This window comes from Nocardioides jensenii JCM 1364 = NBRC 14755 (assembly GCF_001552535.1).
Lineage (GTDB): Bacteria > Actinomycetota > Actinomycetes > Propionibacteriales > Nocardioidaceae > Nocardioides > Nocardioides jensenii.
The window spans coordinates 14,368-30,509 of record NZ_BCRJ01000104.1 but is presented as its reverse complement, the minus strand read 5'-3'; the positions used below and the strand labels follow the sequence as shown (position 1 = coordinate 30,509).

General features: G+C 70.6%; 18 protein-coding genes. 11 read left to right on the top strand and 7 right to left on the bottom strand.

Annotated features, from left to right (window positions below):
* Nucleotides 1–39: 39 nt before the first annotated feature.
* Together NJ4_RS20755 and NJ4_RS20750 are read left to right on the top strand one after the other, a co-directional pair.
* On the top strand, nt 40–474 hold the full coding sequence (locus NJ4_RS20755) for a MarR family winged helix-turn-helix transcriptional regulator (RefSeq protein ID WP_067439847.1): 435 nt from the start codon (nt 40–42) through the stop codon (nt 472–474).
* A gap of 12 nt (nt 475–486) precedes the next feature.
* Nucleotides 487–861 (top strand): VOC family protein, encoded by a 375-nt coding sequence (locus NJ4_RS20750; RefSeq protein ID WP_067439844.1) that lies wholly within the window; start codon nt 487–489, stop codon nt 859–861.
* Here NJ4_RS20750 and NJ4_RS20745 read toward each other — a convergent pair.
* From NJ4_RS20745 to NJ4_RS20730, 4 genes are read right to left on the bottom strand one after another with little or no spacing between them, the layout of a single operon-like run.
* Entirely contained in the window at nt 842–1,690 is an 849-nt protein-coding gene (locus NJ4_RS20745; RefSeq protein WP_067439841.1) for a M23 family metallopeptidase, read from the bottom strand. The genes NJ4_RS20750 and NJ4_RS20745 overlap by 20 nt on opposite strands.
* Nucleotides 1,690–2,226: an ArsR/SmtB family transcription factor gene (locus NJ4_RS20740; RefSeq protein WP_067439838.1), complete on the bottom strand. Its 537-nt coding sequence runs from the start codon at nt 2,224–2,226 to the stop codon at nt 1,690–1,692. Before NJ4_RS20740 ends, NJ4_RS20745 begins: the two co-directional genes overlap by 1 nt.
* A 43-nt stretch (nt 2,227–2,269) precedes the next feature.
* Nucleotides 2,270–3,427 (bottom strand): CaiB/BaiF CoA transferase family protein, encoded by a 1,158-nt coding sequence (locus tag NJ4_RS20735; RefSeq protein WP_067439834.1) that lies wholly within the window; start codon nt 3,425–3,427, stop codon nt 2,270–2,272.
* A gap of 48 nt (nt 3,428–3,475) precedes the next feature.
* The gene (locus NJ4_RS20730) at nt 3,476–3,949 is read right to left on the bottom strand and encodes a DUF4396 domain-containing protein (RefSeq protein WP_067439831.1); all 474 of its coding nucleotides are present in this window, start codon (nt 3,947–3,949) and stop codon (nt 3,476–3,478) included.
* Between the two features lie 94 nt (nt 3,950–4,043).
* Between NJ4_RS20730 and NJ4_RS20725 the strand changes: the two genes are divergently transcribed.
* The 5 genes from NJ4_RS20725 to NJ4_RS20705 all read left to right on the top strand — a co-directional run bounded on the left by NJ4_RS20725 (nt 4,044) and on the right by NJ4_RS20705 (nt 9,354).
* Nucleotides 4,044–4,586 (top strand): PadR family transcriptional regulator, encoded by a 543-nt coding sequence (locus NJ4_RS20725; RefSeq protein WP_067439888.1) that lies wholly within the window; start codon nt 4,044–4,046, stop codon nt 4,584–4,586.
* A complete protein-coding gene (locus NJ4_RS20720) occupies nt 4,583–6,637 on the top strand; it encodes an NADPH-dependent 2,4-dienoyl-CoA reductase (RefSeq protein ID WP_067439827.1) in 2,055 nt (684 codons plus the stop codon). Before NJ4_RS20725 ends, NJ4_RS20720 begins: the two co-directional genes overlap by 4 nt.
* A gap of 107 nt (nt 6,638–6,744) precedes the next feature.
* Complete coding sequence (locus NJ4_RS20715; protein WP_067439824.1) at nt 6,745–7,446, top strand: pirin family protein; 702 nt, start codon at nt 6,745–6,747, stop codon at nt 7,444–7,446.
* Nucleotides 7,443–8,117, top strand: a complete 675-nt coding sequence (locus NJ4_RS20710) for a hypothetical protein (RefSeq protein WP_067439821.1) — start codon at nt 7,443–7,445, stop codon at nt 8,115–8,117. The genes NJ4_RS20715 and NJ4_RS20710 overlap by 4 nt, the downstream gene beginning before the upstream one ends.
* Nucleotides 8,118–8,193: 76 nt before the next feature.
* Nucleotides 8,194–9,354, top strand: a complete 1,161-nt coding sequence (locus tag NJ4_RS20705) for a hypothetical protein (protein ID WP_157551257.1) — start codon at nt 8,194–8,196, stop codon at nt 9,352–9,354.
* Nucleotides 9,355–9,360: 6 nt separating this feature from the next.
* Here the strand turns inward: NJ4_RS20705 and NJ4_RS20700 are convergent, their stop codons facing one another.
* Nucleotides 9,361–10,254: a diacylglycerol kinase family protein gene (locus NJ4_RS20700; protein WP_067439813.1), complete on the bottom strand. Its 894-nt coding sequence runs from the start codon at nt 10,252–10,254 to the stop codon at nt 9,361–9,363.
* Nucleotides 10,251–11,813 carry an FAD-binding oxidoreductase gene (locus NJ4_RS20695; RefSeq protein ID WP_245644650.1) on the bottom strand — a complete coding sequence of 521 codons (1,563 nt, stop codon included), beginning with the start codon at nt 11,811–11,813 and terminating at the stop codon, nt 10,251–10,253. Before NJ4_RS20695 ends, NJ4_RS20700 begins: the two co-directional genes overlap by 4 nt.
* Before the next feature lie 17 nt (nt 11,814–11,830).
* Between NJ4_RS20695 and NJ4_RS20690 the strand changes: the two genes are divergently transcribed.
* Both NJ4_RS20690 and NJ4_RS20685 read left to right on the top strand, forming a co-directional pair.
* Complete coding sequence (locus tag NJ4_RS20690) at nt 11,831–12,403, top strand: TetR/AcrR family transcriptional regulator (protein WP_067439802.1); 573 nt, start codon at nt 11,831–11,833, stop codon at nt 12,401–12,403.
* On the top strand, nt 12,400–13,995 hold the full coding sequence (locus NJ4_RS20685; RefSeq protein ID WP_067439798.1) for a glycerol-3-phosphate dehydrogenase/oxidase: 1,596 nt from the start codon (nt 12,400–12,402) through the stop codon (nt 13,993–13,995). The genes NJ4_RS20690 and NJ4_RS20685 overlap by 4 nt, the downstream gene beginning before the upstream one ends.
* On the opposite strand, the gene NJ4_RS20680 is transcribed toward NJ4_RS20685, so the two are convergent.
* Entirely contained in the window at nt 13,959–14,342 is a 384-nt protein-coding gene (locus NJ4_RS20680) for a VOC family protein (RefSeq protein ID WP_067439793.1), read from the bottom strand. The two genes, NJ4_RS20685 and NJ4_RS20680, sit on opposite strands and share 37 nt — an antisense overlap.
* A 90-nt stretch (nt 14,343–14,432) precedes the next feature.
* Here NJ4_RS20680 and NJ4_RS20675 point away from each other — a divergent pair, with 90 nt between their 5' ends.
* Complete coding sequence (locus NJ4_RS20675) at nt 14,433–15,479, top strand: sigma-70 family RNA polymerase sigma factor (RefSeq protein WP_082748963.1); 1,047 nt, start codon at nt 14,433–14,435, stop codon at nt 15,477–15,479.
* A gap of 7 nt (nt 15,480–15,486) precedes the next feature.
* Nucleotides 15,487–16,092, top strand: coding sequence for a TIGR03086 family metal-binding protein (locus NJ4_RS20670; RefSeq protein ID WP_067439789.1), 606 nt, complete (start codon nt 15,487–15,489; stop codon nt 16,090–16,092).
* Nucleotides 16,093–16,142: the final 50 nt, after the last annotated feature.

The window sequence follows — 16,142 nt, the reverse complement described above, 5'->3', positions numbered from 1 at the left end:
CGCGCGCGGGTTATTGCAAACGACCGCTATGATGGCCGCATGGGGATCAGTGATGAAGCAGTCCAGGTGCGCGCCCAGGGCTGGCGCCGACTGGCCGCCCTGCACCAGATGATCGAGGCGCGCCTCGAGAAGGAGCTCTCGAGCGGCCACGGCCTCTCGGTCGTCGAGTTCACCGTCATGGACGCCCTGTCCCGTCAGGACGGCTGGCACATGCGGATGTCCCAGCTGGCCCGCGCTGCGGCACTCTCCCCCAGCGCCACCACACGACTGGTCAACCGACTCGAGAGTCGCGGACTGCTGACCCGCATCCTCTGCGCCGACGACCGTCGCGGCATCTACACCGAGCTCACCGCGGCCGGACGCAAGGCACTGACCAAGGCACGGCCCGACCACGATCGCGTCCTCGAGGCCGCCCTGGCCGAGGCGAGCCGGACACCGGAGACCGCGTCACTGGCCGAGTTCCTGACCACCTGACAAACTTCGCCCATGGCATGTCGTATCAGTGAGCTCGTGCTCGGTTGCCGCGAACCCGAGGTCCTCGCCAGGTTCTGGTGCGAGGTCCTGGACTTCGTCGTCCTGGACCAGGAGGACGACGGCACCCTGGAGATCGGTCCGCGCGAGGGGTTCGGCGGGCCGCAGCCCACGATCATCCTCAGCCGACGCGACCAGCCCGAGCCGGGCAAGTCGCGACTGCACATCGACGTCAACCCGACCGACCGCGACCAGGCCGCCGAGCTCGAGCGGCTGCTCGCCCTCGGCGCCCGCCCGGCCGACATCGGTCAGACCGGCGACGAGCACTGGCACGTGCTGGCCGATCCCGAGGGCAATGAGTTCTGCCTGCTCAGGACACGCCTGGACTGACCAGGTGCCGATTGTTCTCCGGCAGCCCGGCTGAGACCTTGCCGCCACCGCCCTCCAGTTCGACGTCGGCGAAGGCCATCGGCACACCGCGGGCCACGCTGGCCCGGGCCCGGTCCATCAACTGGGCGTGCACGTGGGGCTCACTGGTGTTGCCACTGTTGCCGCAGGCACCGATCGGGTCGCCCACCGCGACCCGGTCGCCGACCCGAACCCCGGCCGACCCGCGGCGCAGGTGCGCGACCAGGGCGTAGACCCCGTCACCGCGATCGATGACGACATGGTTGCCGACCACGCCACTGGAGCCGCGCAGCTCACGGAAGACACCTTCGAGCATCATGAACGCCACCGCCCACCAGCGGGTGCGGGTCAGGTGGTCGCGTTGCCGGTCCCGCACCCGGACCACGGTGCCCCCGATCATCGCCCGCACCGGCTGGCCGAACGCCGGATACCCCCGAGGCGAGGACATGCCGGGGCCGGTGCCGAACTGCGGCCGGGCCGGGCCGTCGTGCGGCTCGTGGACCAGGTCGATCGCGAAGGCCTGCCCGTAGGAGCGAATGCCGTGGCTGGGCACCTTGGTGGCCGGCGAGTTCATCGCCATCCATCGGCCGCGGACCGGACTGGCCACCACGATCGGGTCACCGTCGAGGTCGCCACCGGGGAACAGGAACACCAGGGCCAGGGCGAGTACGACGACCGCGGTGGCACCCAGCCTCACGGGGCCGGTCCACGACGGCAGGTCGGTGACGTCGTCGGCAACCGCGAGGCCCACCGAGACCACGAGGCCGCCCAGCAAGAGGTGCGTGGCCTGTCGTTGGAGGAGATCGAGCATCAGGAGACTCCCGTCAGGATCGCGAGCAACGGCACCACCCGACCCGGCGGCACCTCGTAGGCTCCGCGGCCGCGCTGGGCCAGCCAGCCTGCGGAGACCAGCTGCCTCAGGTGGTGGTGGAGCTGGCCGGTGCTGCCGAGCTGGTCCCCCAGCGCGGATGTCGTCCGGGTGCCGCGCAGGATCTCGCGCAACAGCTCCAGGCGGACCGGGTGCCCGAGGGCGGCCAGGCGGGCGGAAGCAGCGGACCAGTCGGTGTCGAAGAGATCGGCCGTGGCGGCCCCCTGCTGCCACTCGACCGGCTCACCCGTGGGCAGGTTGAGCGAGCCGGTGAGCAGCACGAGGCCGTCGGCGGTCTCCGGGTGGTCGGCGCGACGAGTCCGAACACCCTCGAGCGCCCAGAACGTGTCGGGGTCGGGGCCCGAGACGGGATCGACCCGCGGGTGTGCGCTCACCTCGAGCCGCTCCACGCGGGCGCGCAGGTCGGCCAGCTCCGCGCCGACGTCGCGGGGCGGGTCGGAGTCGCTTCGCTCGGCCATGCCGTCGATACTACGTAATTACGGAATACCGAACAAGTGCCGCTCAGGCCTGGACCGCGGCACCGCTCTCGATCAGGGCCTCGACGTCGGCGATGCCCCAGGCGGCCAGCGCCTCACGGGTGTGCACCCCGGCACCGGGAGCGGGGGGCGACGACAGCGTGGCCGCCGTCCGGGAGAAGCGCGGCGCCGGCGCCGGCTGGGTGATGCCCTCGTGCTCGACGAACACCTCACGCGCCTTCATGTGCGGGTGCTCGATCGCCTCGCTGATCGGAATGATGCCGGCCACGCACGCGTCGGTGCCCTCGAAGACATCGACCCACTCAGCCTGGGTGCGGGTGGCGAAGCGCTCGGCGATCAGTGCCTTGAGAGCCGGGAACTGCGCGAGGTCGTAGCGGTCCGGAGCGGTCTCCCTGATCTCCAGCAGGTCGACGAACACCTCGTAGAACTGGGGCTCCAGCGGGCCGACCGACATGTGCTTGCCGTCCGCGGTCTCGTAGACGTCATAGAACGGCGCACCGCCGTCAAGCAGGTTGGCGGCGCGCTCCTCGCGGAAGTTGCCCCCGGCCAGGAAGGCCGCGGTCATCGCGTTCAGGTGGGCGGTGCCGTCGACGATCGCCGCGTCGACGACCTGTCCCTGTCCACTGGTGCGCGACTCCAGCAGCGCGGCCAGGATGCCCATCACGAGGTACGTCGACCCGCCGCCGAAGTCGCCGACGAGGTTGGCCGGGAAGCTCGGCCGCGCCTTGTCCTGGCCGAGGCCGTGCAGGGTGCCGGTGATCGCGATGTAGTTCATGTCGTGCCCGGCGACCTGGGCGAACGGGCCGGTCTGACCCCAACCCGTCATCCGGCCGTAGACCAGCTTCGGGTTGCGCGCCAGGCAGTCGTCGGGGCCCAGGCCCATCCGCTCGGTGACACCGGGACGCATGCCTTCGACCAGCACGTCGGCGGTCTCGACCAGGTCGAGCACCGTGGCCACGGCGGCCGGATCCTTGAGGTTGAGCGCCACGCTGGGGCGCCCGCGGTTGAGCAGGTCGTGCGAGCCTCCGGTGAGCATCTGGCCACCGGGGCGCTCGATGCGGATCACGTCGGCACCGAGATCCGCCAGGATCATGCAGGCATGCGGACTGGGCCCGATTCCCGCGATCTCGACGACCTTCACTCCACGCAGTGGACCAGTGCCCTGGCCAAGTTCGACAGTCATGCCGCCGATTGTGACAGATCCACTGTCACGATTGGCGGCCGGAATCACTCAGTGGGCGTGGTGGGCGTGCTCGTCGGCGCCACCGTGATGCATCTCGTGGACCACGGCGTGACCCTTGCCCCGGCTCATCAACCACTTGTTCACCGGCACCGTGAGCACGAAGGCGAGAGCCAGCGAGAACGCCAGCGACGCCCAGAACAGCCAGGCGCCGAGGCCGGCACCCATCGCGCCCGGCACCGTGACCATCACGGTGTTGTCGATGATCTCCATGACCAGGATCGAGACGGTGTCCGCGGCCAGCGCCGTACGCACCGCCGAGCGGACGTCGAGACCCGCACGGCGCACGCCCACGAAGGTGAGCAGGTAGCCGAAGAAGAAGGCCAGCGCGACCGCGAGGACGACGCTCGGCCCCGCGCTCCAGCCCCACCAGGTGGCCAGCACCATGCCCAGCACCTCACCGATCGCACAGCCGGTGAGGCAGTGGAGGGTGGCCGACATTGCCATGCGCCACGACGTGTTCATGATCAGGACGATATACCCCTGGGGGGTATTTCGCAAGGTGACCCCGGCCACGCAGGCTTGCAACTAGTTGCATAGGTGCCGCAGGATGGTCGACATGGCCCTCGAACACGCGCTCCTCGTCTCGCTGAGCGAGCGCGCCGCCTCAGGCAGCGAGCTGACCCGGCGCTTCGACAGGTCGATCGGCTACTTCTGGACCGCCAGCCACCAGCAGATCTACCGCGTGCTGGGCCGCATGGAGAAGGACGGCTGGGTCACCTCCACCGTCGTCGCCCAGCAGGGCCGGCCCGACAAGAAGGTCTACGACGTCACCGAGCCGGGACGTCTCGAGCTCGAGCGCTGGCTGGCCGAACCCACGTCCGGCGACCCGCTCCGCTCCGACCTGATGGTGAAGATGCGTGGGGCGTCGTACGGCGACCGCGCGGCGATCCTCGACCAGGCTCGGGAGAAGCTCGACGACCACCAGAAGAAGCTCTCGCTCTACCACCACCTCGAAGCCCGCGACTTCTCGGACCCGTCCGGACTCTCCGGTCATGACCTCGACGTCTTCCTCGTGCTCCGCGGCGGCATTCGCCTCGAGGAGTTCTGGATCGACTGGCTGACCGAATACATCGACGCCCACACGAAAGCCGAGCGATGAACAACTACCCCCACCTCCTCGCGCCGATCACGATCGGCACCACGACGCTGCGCAACCGCGTGGTGATGGGCTCGATGCACACCGGCCTCGAGGACGCGTTCTGGAACCTGCCCAAGCTCGCGGCGTACTTCGCCGAGCGGGCCAAGGGCGGCGCCGGCCTGATCGTCACCGGGGGCTACTCCCCCAACTTCCGCGGCCAGCTCAAGCCGCTCGGCTCCACGATGTCGAACGGACTGCACGCCGCGCGGCACCGCCAGGTCACCGACGCCGTGCACGAGCACGACGGCAAGATCGCCCTGCAGATCCTGCACGCGGGGCGCTACGGCTACACGCCGTACAGCGTCTCGGCGTCGACCAGGAAGTCACCGATCACCCCGTTCAGGCCCACCGCTCTGTCGACCCGCGGCGTCGACCGCACCGCGACCGACTTCGCCAAGGCTGCTCGGCTGGCGCAGAAGGCCGGCTACGACGGCATCGAGATCATGGGCTCCGAGGGCTACCTGATCAACCAGTTCCTGGCCTCGCGCACCAACGACCGCACCGACAAGTGGGGCGGCTCGGCGCAGAAGCGGATGCAGTTCCCGCTGGAGATCGTGCGCCGCACGCGTGAGCTGGTCGGCCCCGACTTCATGGTCGGCTACCGCATCTCGCTGCTGGACCTGGTCGAGGGCGGCCAGACCTGGGAGGAGACCGTCGAGCTCGCCACGGGGCTCGAGGCGGCCGGTGTCGACCTGCTCAACACCGGCATCGGGTGGCACGAGGCCCGGGTGCCGACCATCATCACCCAGGTGCCGCCGGGCGCCTGGCGCGACTACACCGCGCGCCTGCGGCCCGAGGTCGGCATCCCGGTCTGTGCCTCGAACCGAATCAACTCCCCCGAGATCGGCGAGTCGATCCTGGCTGAGGGGGGCGCCGACCTGGTGTCGATGGCCCGCCCGTTCCTGGCCGATCCCGAGCTCGTCAACAAGGCCGCCTCCGGTCGCACCGACGAGATCAACACCTGCATCGCCTGCAACCAGGCCTGCCTCGACCATGTCTTCGCCAACAAGCTCAGCTCGTGCCTGGTCAACCCGCGCGCCTGCCGGGAGACCACGCTCGTGCTCAGCCCCACCCGTACGGCACAGAAGGTGGCCGTCGTCGGCGCCGGACCGGCCGGTCTCTCCGCAGCGGTCTCCGCGGCCGAGCGCGGACTCGCGGTGACCCTCTTCGAGAGGTCGGCCACCCTCGGTGGCCAGTTCCGCCTGGCCATGCGGGTCCCCGGCAAGGAGGACTTCCGCGAGACGCTGCGCTTCTACACCCGCCGCCTCGAGGTGCTCGGAGTCGACGTACGACTCTCGACCGAGGCCACCGCGGAGCTTCTGGCGGAATTCGACGAGGTCATCGTCGCCACCGGCGTGACCCCGCGGGTGCCGTCGTTCCCGGGCGTCGACCACACCAAGGTCGTGCGCTACGACGAGGTGCTCGACGGCTCGGTGACGGTCGGCGCACGCGTCGCGGTGATCGGCGCCGGCGGCATCGGCGTCGACGTCAGCCACTTCCTGACCCACGACGCCGGCGACGACCTCGACGACTGGATGGCGCACTGGGGCGTCGGCGACCCGGCCATCCACCGTGGCGGACTGACCGAGAAGAAGCCGCGCACCTCGCCCCGCGAGGTCTGGCTGCTGCAGCGCAAGACGACCTCGATCGGTCGTGGCCTGGCCAAGACGTCCGGGTGGGCGCACCGCGCCGTGCTCAAGGACTCCGGCGTGCACATGGTGCCGGGCGTCTCCTACGACTCGGTCGACGACGCCGGACTGCACATCACGGTCACCTCGGCGTCCGGCGAGACCAGCCAGCAGGTGCTCGACGTCGACCACGTCGTCCTGTGCGCCGGGCAGGAGTCGGTGCGCGGCCTGTACGACGAGTTGAGTGCCCAGGTGGCTGCTGGAGCCACCACCTCAGCACTCGACCTCCCCGGTGTGCACCTGATCGGTGGGGCCGACGTGGCCGCCGAGCTCGACGCCAAGCGCGCGATCGAGCAGGGCACCCGCACCGCCGCAGCCCTGTGAACCAGGTCGAGTGCTGAGGTGGGCGCCCCGGCAACCACCTCAGCACTCAACCTTGCTGCTTGATGGTGTCGGCGGCCCCGCGAGCCGGGTGCTCGTAGGCTGGTCGCGTGCAGATACATCGGGCCGGCGAGCGCTTCGTCACGACCGGCGAAGGACGCGCGACGCGGCACTCCTTCTCGTTCGGGTCGCACTACGACCCGGCCAATCTGCGCTTCGGTCTGCTGGTGTGTCACAACGACGAGCTGGTGCAGCCGGGAGGCGGCTATCCCGACCATCCCCACAGCAATCTCGAGATCGTGACCTGGGTGCTGGACGGGGCGTTGCGCCACCAGGACTCGCGCGGCAACGGCGGTCTGATCGAGCCCGGACGCGTGCAGGCGATGAGTGCCGGGGCCGGCGTGGTTCACTCCGAGATCTCCGACCCGACCTCGGGCCCGACCCGGTTCCTCCAGGCGTGGCTGCTGCCCGACGAGCCCGGGGGCGAGCCGGCGTACAGCTCGGGAAGCGTGGCGCCGGGTGGCGCCTGGACACCGCTGGCCTCGGGCAGCGAGCCCGACGCCGCGGCCCGTATCGGGGCCGCGGGAGCGACGCTGTGGGCAGCCCACCTCGACGCGGGTCAGTCGGTTGAGGTGCCGGAGACCCCGCACGCGCATCTCTTCGTCGCACGCGGATCGGTGCTCGTGGCGGGTGCAGCGGCGACGAGGCTGGCCGAGTCCGACGCCGCGAGGCTCACCGACGAAGGCGCCCGGGTGACCAGCGAGACGCCGACCGAGCTGCTGCTGTGGACCTTTGCCACAATGACCCGGTGACCCACCCCACGCGCGGCCTGCCCACCGTCCTCAACCTGGCCGTGCTGCTGGTGAGCGGCGTGATGGTCGGCTGGGGCCTGGCCACCGTCCTGAGCTCCGAGCAGGTCAGCGCGAGCGCGGCCGACGTCGGCCTGCGGCTGGCAGCCCTCGGCTTCGTCGTGGGCGTCGCGGCGCTGACCGCCTGGTCCCGCATCGCCGATCCGCGCAGCGGACTGACGGTGTGGCACGCTGCCGCGACCCTGCTCGCCGGCGGAGCGCTGGGGGTGCTGCTCTGCGGCCTGGCCCTCGAGGTCGACCACAGTGGCTGGGTTGCCCTCGTCCTGCTCGCGGCCGCGGCACTGGTGTGGTTCCTGGCCTCCGTCTCGGGCAGGAAGCACCGCGCGAAGGCCAATCGCGAGCGAGACCTGATCACCTCCGGCACGCACACCATGGCCGTCGTCGTCGATCGCGGGTATGCCGCCATCGGTGAGCGCAACATGGTCAACACGTTCGTCTGGTTCGAGTTCACCGACACCGCCGGCACCACGCACCGGGTGCGCAAGCGGCTCCTGATCCGCGAGGGTGACCCGATCGAGAACGGCCAGGAGACCCAGCTCTGGTACGACGCGAGCGCTCCCGACGACGTCGACCGCATGGTCATCCAGCTGCACCGGGAGCACCGGCCCTTCTGATCCGCACCCGGTGAGATCCGGCTACGGTGACTGACACGTCAAGGATTTCGTCGCGTCGCATTCGAGGTGCAGCACCATGAGCCCCGCCGGCCCCGCTCCCCTGCCCCGAGGCAGTCGGGTGATCCACATCGGCCCGCCCAAGACCGGATCAACCGCCGTGCAGCACGCGCTCCACGCCTCACGCGAGAGGCTGCTCGAGCACGGGGTGCACTACGCCGGCGACGACGTCCGCCCACGCCAGGCCGGGTGGGCGCTGCTCGGCAGCGCGCCGCGCGGCCGTCCCACGCCCTCGCCGAGCGCCTGGACCGATCTGGTCGACGAGGTGCGAGCCGCCGGTGACACCACGGTGCTGATCAGCAACGAAGACCTGGCCCGCGCCGACGACGAGCAGGCCGGACGCGCCGTGCGTGACCTGGGCCAGGCCATGCCCCACGTGCTGATGGTGGCCCGGCGCTACGACCGGCTGCTCCCGTCGTACTGGCAGGAGCTGGTCAAGGCCGGCCTGCAGATGACCTACCAGGACTGGCTTCGTCTGGTGCTGGCACCGACCGGCGGCGCCCGGCACCGCCGCGTGTGGGTGCCGCAGAGCACACCGTCGGTGGTCGAGCGGTGGGCCGCACACGCGGGTCTGGAGAACGTGACGGTCATCGTCGCCGACGAGTCCCAGCGACGCGGGGTGCCCGACGCATTCGAGCGGCTGCTCGGGTTGCCCGACGGCCTGCTGGATCTCTCCAGCGACCATTCGAACCGCTCACTCACGATGCCCGAGGCCGAGCTGGTGCGGCGGATCAACCGGGTCTTCGACGAGCAGGACTGGCCCGACGACGTCTACCACCAGCTGGTGCAGAACGGCGTGGCCCTCCGGATGCGTCGGGGCGCCCCGGGGCCGGGTGACGCCCGGATTCCCGCCGTGCCCGACTGGGCGGCCGATCGCCTCCGCGAGCTGAACCGGCAACGCGTCGACGGGCTCCGGAGTCTGGGGGTGAGCGTGATCGGCGACGTCGACCTGCTCGACCGGGTCGACGTCGCCGAGAGCACCGACCCCGAGCCGACCCTCATCTCCCTCGATGCCGCCGCCCAGGCCGTCGAGGGCGCGATCAGGATGGCGCTCCGGCGCGAGCGGCAGACGGCCAGGCAGCATGCCAAGGTCGTACGCCGGGCCGCCCGGACCCGGCCGGAGAGGCGATCGCTCACCGGGCGGGTCCGGGAACGACTGGCGCGCCTGCGCGGCCACTGAGCCGGATCAGCGCAGGACGTTGACCGCGCCGGGGAGAACGTCGATGCGGACCGGTGCGCCGGCCAACTCGCCCAGCGGCTCACCGTCGCCACCCATGACCACACCCGGACGCGCCGTCAGGGTCACCGACCTGCCCCGGAAGACGTGCACCTGGTCGAGCTCGACGTGCCTGCCGTCGTACACCTTGGGGAAGGAGCGGATCATGTCGAACCGGCCGGCCGCCTCGATGACGACGACGTCGAGCTCACCGTCGTCGACCGACGCGGAGGGCGCAATGTGCATGCCCTTGCCGTAGTAGCCGGAGTTCGCGACCACCACGGTGGCGGCGTCGAACGTGTGATCGGCACCATCGACCGTCACCGTGTAGGTCGCGGCCTTGAAGGTGGCCAGCGCCCGCACCGTTGCCGCGGGGTACTGCAGCTTCTTCGGGAGCCACTGCATCTTGTTCACCAGGTCGGCGGTCTTCGCGTCGACTCCGGCGTAGACCGACCCGGCCACGTCATGGGTGGTGCCGTCGGGCAGGGACGCGCGGACCATGTCGGTCGGCGTCGGCTCGGACTCGAGCAGGATCTTCGCGATCGCGTCGGGCTCGGCCGGCAGCTCGAGCATGCGGGCGAAGTCGTTGCCACGACCGGCCGGGACGATGCCGAGAGTGCCACCCAGGCGCGACACCTCGCCGGCGATCGACGACAGCATGCCGTCGCCACCGACCGAGACCACGACCTCGCCCCGGCCGACGGCGCCGGCGACCAGGTCGTGGGTGGCCTTGGGGCCCGGCGAGTAGGTCACGTCGACCACGGCGCCCGCATCGCGCAGGGCGCGGGCGACGGGTACGACGGCACCCGGGGCGGCCCCGCCACCGGAGGCCGGGTTGACCAGGAACGAGAAGCTGCGGTTCACGGGATCATCACCCCGGGGTTCAGCACACCGGTCGGGTCGAGATCCGCCTTGACCGCACGCAGGATCCGAACGCCGACCTCGCCGATCTCCTGGGCGAACCAGGGCTTGTGGTCGGTGCCGACCGCGTGGTGGTGGGTGATCGTGGCGTCTGCGTCGATCATCGCCTGGCTCGCCCTGGCCTTCGCGGCGAGCCACTGCTCGAGCGCGTCGTCGGCCTGCGGGGCCGCGACCGTGAAGTAGAGCGAGCACCCGGTCTCGTAGACGTGCGAGATGTGGCACAGCACCAGGGTCTTCTCACCCAGCGCCTCGGTGAGCGCAGCGGTGACCGCCTTGTAGAGACGGTCACGGTTGGACCAGAAGGTCGCGGTCTCAAGGGTCTCGACGAGCACGCCGACGTCGAGCAGCGAGTCCCGGAGGTAGGGCGCGTGGAAGCGACCCTCCGCCCAGGCCGCGCCACGCTCTTCACCGAGTCGGGTGCCACCGAGCTCACCCAGGGCGGCACCGACGAGCGCCTGGCGGGCCGCGACGGAGACGCCCTCGTGCCCGACGATCATCAGGCAGCCACCCGCGGAGTCGCCGCCGACCTCGGACTGCGAGGCCAGGTTGAGGGCGGTCTCGTTCTCGTCGGAGAGCCGCAGCACAGTCGGCATGAGGCCGTTCTGCGACAGGTGACGCATGGCGTCGGCACCCGCGTCGAACGACGGGAACTGCCAGGCTTCGTAGACCTTCTCGGCCGGCAGCGCCTTCACGCGCACCCGCACGGCGGTGATGATGCCGAAGGCACCTTCGGAGCCGAGCGCGAGCTGGCGGAGATCGGGGCCGGCGGCGTTGGCCGGCGAGCTGCCGACCTCGAGCGTGCCCTGCGGCGTGGCCATGGTCAGCGCCACCACCATGGTGTCGAAGCGGCCGTAGCCGGCCGAGGACTGACCACTGGAGCGGGTGGCGGCGAACCCGCCGATGGTGGCGAACTCGAACGACTGCGGGAAGTGGCCCAGCATCAGGCCCTGCTCGGCGAGCAGTGCCTCGGCCTCCGGACCACGCAGGCCCGGCTCCAGGACGACGGTCATCGAGACCTTGTCGACCTCGCGGATCCCCTTCATGCGGATCAGGTCGACGGAGAGGACGCCGGCGTAGCCCTCGCGTCGGGCGACGAGGCCGCCGGTGACCGACGTACCTCCGCCGAACGGGACCAGCGCGATGTGGTGGCGCACGGCGAGCTCGATCAGCGCGACGACGTCGCCGTGGGTCGCCGGGCGTACGACAGCGTCGGGCGCGTCGGTCAGATCGCCGGCGCGAGCCTTGAGCAGGTCGGGGGTCGACTTGCCACGGGTGCGGACCCGGCGGTGCTCGTCGTCGGTGAGCACGAAGTCGTCGCCGAGGAGTTCACGCAGCTCGGAGAGGACGTCGTCGGCCAGGCCGACAGGCGGCAGGGAGACCTGCTCGACGGCGGGCGTCTCACGGACGCCGAGGGCCAGCTCGACCAGCCCTCGGGTGGACTCGGGCAGGGCGGCGGCCTCGGCCGGGTTGCCCCAGCGGGAAGGGTGCATCTCAGTGCTCATGTGTTACAGTGTGACACATGACGTCAACCCGTCACAACCTCTATCTCGACGCGGCCCGCGGCTGCATCCTCGACCTCGGCTGGAAGCGCACGACGCTGACCGAGGTGGCCCGCCGCGCGGGCGTCTCGCGGATGACCATCTACCGGGCCTGGCCCGACATGCAGACCTTGCTGGCCGACCTGATGACCCGCGAGTGGGGCAGCGTCGTGGCCGCAGTGCCTGAGGCTCCCGACGACTCACCGACCCCACGGCGCATCGCCGACGGGATCCTCGCGGCGATCGGCGCGCTGCGCGAGAACCCCCTGATGCGGCGCATCCTCGACGTCGACCCCGAGCTCCTGCTGCCCTACCTGCTGGTCCGCCGCGGTCGTTCCCAGCAGTTGATCCTCGACCTGATCGAGCCGCGCATCGCGGCCGGGCAGAAGGCCGGACACGTCCGGGCGGGCGACTCCCAGCTCCTGGCCCGCACCGTGCTGCTGGCCGCCCACGGCTTCACACTCTCGGCCCACACCATGGCCGACGACGCCATCTCCGAGGGTGACCTCAGCGCCGCCCTCGCCGACCTGATCACCGGAGGCCTGACACCATGACCGTCCCCGTCACCGACCCCAGGATCCGCACCGGTGTCGCCGACCTGCCCGACGAGACCGACGTCGTCGTGATCGGCCTGGGCATCACCGGCGCCGGCGTCGCCCTCGACGCGGCCTCCCGCGGACTGAGCGTCGTCGCGGTCGACGCGTTCGACCTTGCCTTCGGCACCTCGCGTTGGTCTTCCAAGCTGGTGCACGGCGGCCTGCGCTACCTCGCCAAGCTGCAGCTCGGTGTGGCCCACGAGAGCGCGGTCGAACGCGGCATCCTGATGGAGACCACGGCCCCACACCTCACGCATGCCATGCCGATGCTGCTGCCACTCATGTCGAGTGTCAGTCGCCCGCAGGCAGCCCTGGCCAGGGCCGGATTCTTCGCCGGCGACCTGCTGCGGCGCAAGGCCGGCACGGACGCCGACACCCTGCCCAAGCCGCGCCGCATCTCCCGCACCGAAACCCTCAGGCTGGCGCCGTCACTGCGCAGCGCCGGCCTGCGGGGCGGGCTGCTCTCCTGGGACGGCCAGCTCGAGGACGACGCCCGGCTGGTCACCGCGATCGCCCGAACGGCGGTCGCCCAGGGCGCCGACGTCCGCAACCACGCGCGAGTGCTCAGCGCGACCGGCACCAGCGTGGTCGTTCGCGACGAGACCAGCGGCGCCGAGCACACGATCCGGGCCAAGGCGGTCATCAACGCCACCGGCGTGTGGGCCGGCAGCATCGTCGACGTCAAGCTCAAGCCGAGCCGTGGCACCCACCTCGTGCTGCGCGCCGACACCCTCCCCGGCCTCACCACGGCGGTGACCGCACCCATCCCCCACACCTCCAACCGCTTCGTGCTGGTGCTGCCCCAGCCCGACGGCACGATCTACGTCGGCCTCACCGACGAAGAGATCGACGGCGAGATCCCCGACGTACCCGAGCCGTCCGAGGTCGAGATCGGCTTCCTGCTCGACGTGGTGGCCGCCGCCTTCGACCGGCCGTTGCACCGCTCAGACGTGATCGGGGCGTACGCCGGCCTGCGCCCGCTGCTGCAGTCCGGACCCGCCGACGGCGGTGCGCAGCAGGCGAGAGGTCGGTGGACCCGGACTCCGAGCGACGGCAGCACCTCCGACCTCTCCCGCGAGCACGCCGTGCTCACCTCCGAGACCGGGGTGATCACGATCGTCGGCGGCAAGCTCACGACGTACCGTCAGATGGCCGAGGACGCCGTCGACGCCACGCACCTGGCCGACGGCCACTGCCGCACCCGCAACCTGCCGCTGGTCGGGGCCGCTCCGCGCGCCGCGCTCGCGCAGCTCGAAGAGCCGGCCCGGCTGGTGCGGCGCTTCGGCGCCGAGGCCCGCCTGGTGCTCGACAACGCCCGCGAGGTCAGTGGTCTCTCCGACGACGAGCTGCTCGCACCGATCGCCGCCACCGTGCCGGCCACCCTGGCCGAGCTGATCTTCGGCGTGACCCACGAGGGTGCGATCGACGTCGACGACCTGCTCGACCGGCGGACCCGCATCGGCCTGGTGCCGGTCGACCGCGAGCTGGCCGTTCCCGCCGCCGAGCGGGCGCTTCAGCTCGTGGCCATCCACAGGGGCTCCCAGATGTGACCGTCGAGGTCACGGAAGCACCCGCCGTACATCGACCCCTGGCCGGTGCGCTCGGGATCGGCACTGCCGCCGTTGGCCGCCGCGGCGTCGCAGAGCCGGTCCACCTCCTCACGACTCTCGACACCGAGGCCCATCAGCACCTCCGTGCCGGTGTGGCCGGCCGTGTCGTGGAAGCCGTGGAAGAACCGCTCCGACAGCAGCATCACGCTGGCCTGCTCGTTGATGACCAGGCAGGCCGCCTCCGGGCTGCTGAACTCGTGGTTGAACTCGAAGCCGAGACGCGTCCAGAACTCGACGGTCCTCGGGACGTCCTTGACCGGCAGGTTCGGGAAGATCATGCGACCCATGGGTCCTCCTTGCTGGAGTGTGTGGCTGATGCAGAGGTGGACTGGTCAGTCGTCCAGAAGTCATCGCGCGGGACGAAGTCGCCGGGTTCGATGAATTTCTCGTTGTCCGCAGGTCGGTACGTGCGGCAGACTGATTCGCACCAGGAGGCGGGCGTGACCACCACACAAGACATCGAGACGGACTTCCAGGACGTCGCCAACGGCTACCGCCGTGAGTTGATCGCGCACTGCTACCGGATGACCGGTTCCGTGCACGAGGCCGAGGACCTCGTCCAGGAGACCTATCTACGGGCCTGGAAGGCCTACCACAACTTCGAGGGCCGGTCCTCGGTGCGCACCTGGCTCTATCGCATCGCCACCAACGTGTGCCTGACCAACCTCGAGGGTCGGGTCCGGCGCCCGCTGCCGACCGGGCTCGGCACCGCCGACGCGCAGGCCTCCGACGAGCTGATCTCCGACAACGAGGTGCCCTGGCTCGAGCCGGTGCCGGACGCCGCCGTCGTGGTCACCGACCGCGACTCGATCCGGCTCGCCTTCGTCGCCGCCCTCCAGCACCTTCCCGCCCGCCAGCGCGCCGTGCTGATCCTGCGCGACGTGCTGCGCTGGTCGGCCAAAGAGGTCGCCGAGGCCCTGGAGACCACTCCCGCCGCGGTGAACTCCGCGCTCCAGCGGGCGCATGCCCAGATGGAGGAGGCGCACCTCAGCGCCGACGACGCCAGCACCACCGTGGCGCCCGAGCAGCAGGCCGTGCTCGACGCCTACGTCGACGCGTTCTGGCGCAAGGACGTCGACGCCATCGTCTCCATGCTCAAGCGCGACGCGATCTGGGAGATGCCGCCGTTCACCGGTTGGTACGTCGGCAACGAGAACATCGGGGACCTGATCGCCAGCAAGTGCCCCGGCGAGTTCCACGACATGCCGATGCTGCCGACCACCGCCAACGGCCAGCCCGCCTTCGGCCTCTATCTGAAGCAGCCGGACGGCACCTACACGCCCTTCCACCTCCAGGTGCTCCAGCTCGACGGCACCCGGGTGGCCCACGTCGCCGCGTTCTTCGACACCGCGATGTTCGCCCGCTTCGGGCTGCCGACCGTGCTCACCGAGGCGGACCTCCCCGAGCACTTCACCGCTGGCTGAGGTCGCCATGTCCACCGACGCGGTGGAGCTGCTCGAGCGTGCCATCGGCTACACCCGAGGCACCCTCCTCGCGGCCTCCACGACCGACCTGACTCTTCCGACTCCCTGCTCCGAGTGGAACCTGGGCGAGCTCCTCGAGCACATGTCCGACGGACTCGATGCCTTCACCGAGGCCAGCACCGGTCTCATCGGCCCCTACCCGATCCCGGTCTCCGAGCCCACGCCGGTCGGCGTCCTCTTCGACAAGGCCTGTGCCCTGCTCGGCGCGTGGACGTCTCCGGCCGCGGTCGTCGTACGACTGGGTGACCGAGGGCTGGCCGGCGACACCGTGCTGCACACCGCGGCGCTCGAGATCGCGGTGCACGGCTGGGACGTCGCCCGCTCGACCCGCCGAACCACGCCGATTCCTGACGGCCTGGCCGCCGACCTGCTGCTCCCGGCGTACGCTCTGGTCGACGCGAGCGATCGTGGCTCCCGTTTCGCCCCCTGCGTGACGGTCGGTGACGGCTCCACCGCGGCCACTCGGCTGCTGGGGTTCCTGGGAAGGGACGACGCGATTACTGGGGTGTCCGGTGGCCCGATCCGACCAGGCCGCCGTACCCCGTTTGGGTGATCCCTTGACAGATGTCTAGTGAATGAACGCCCAAACGACCTAGCCTGATC

What these genes read in the sequence shown, in the direction of transcription:
- NJ4_RS20755 (WP_067439847.1), top strand. Translation starts at nt 40, where the DNA reads ATGGGGATCAGTGATGAAGCAGTCCAGGTGCGCGCCCAGGGCTGGCGC.
- NJ4_RS20750 (WP_067439844.1), top strand. Translation starts at nt 487, where the DNA reads ATGGCATGTCGTATCAGTGAGCTCGTGCTCGGTTGCCGCGAACCCGAG.
- NJ4_RS20745 (WP_067439841.1), bottom strand. Translation starts at nt 1,690, where the DNA reads ATGCTCGATCTCCTCCAACGACAGGCCACGCACCTCTTGCTGGGCGGC.
- NJ4_RS20740 (WP_067439838.1), bottom strand. Translation starts at nt 2,226, where the DNA reads ATGGCCGAGCGAAGCGACTCCGACCCGCCCCGCGACGTCGGCGCGGAG.
- NJ4_RS20735 (WP_067439834.1), bottom strand. Translation starts at nt 3,427, where the DNA reads ATGACTGTCGAACTTGGCCAGGGCACTGGTCCACTGCGTGGAGTGAAG.
- NJ4_RS20730 (WP_067439831.1), bottom strand. Translation starts at nt 3,949, where the DNA reads ATGAACACGTCGTGGCGCATGGCAATGTCGGCCACCCTCCACTGCCTC.
- NJ4_RS20725 (WP_067439888.1), top strand. Translation starts at nt 4,044, where the DNA reads ATGGCCCTCGAACACGCGCTCCTCGTCTCGCTGAGCGAGCGCGCCGCC.
- NJ4_RS20720 (WP_067439827.1), top strand. Translation starts at nt 4,583, where the DNA reads ATGAACAACTACCCCCACCTCCTCGCGCCGATCACGATCGGCACCACG.
- NJ4_RS20705 (WP_157551257.1), top strand. Translation starts at nt 8,194, where the DNA reads ATGAGCCCCGCCGGCCCCGCTCCCCTGCCCCGAGGCAGTCGGGTGATC.
- NJ4_RS20695 (WP_245644650.1), bottom strand. Translation starts at nt 11,813, where the DNA reads ATGAGCACTGAGATGCACCCTTCCCGCTGGGGCAACCCGGCCGAGGCC.
- NJ4_RS20690 (WP_067439802.1), top strand. Translation starts at nt 11,831, where the DNA reads ATGACGTCAACCCGTCACAACCTCTATCTCGACGCGGCCCGCGGCTGC.
- NJ4_RS20685 (WP_067439798.1), top strand. Translation starts at nt 12,400, where the DNA reads ATGACCGTCCCCGTCACCGACCCCAGGATCCGCACCGGTGTCGCCGAC.
- NJ4_RS20680 (WP_067439793.1), bottom strand. Translation starts at nt 14,342, where the DNA reads ATGGGTCGCATGATCTTCCCGAACCTGCCGGTCAAGGACGTCCCGAGG.
- NJ4_RS20675 (WP_082748963.1), top strand. Translation starts at nt 14,433, where the DNA reads ATGAATTTCTCGTTGTCCGCAGGTCGGTACGTGCGGCAGACTGATTCG.
- NJ4_RS20670 (WP_067439789.1), top strand. Translation starts at nt 15,487, where the DNA reads ATGTCCACCGACGCGGTGGAGCTGCTCGAGCGTGCCATCGGCTACACC.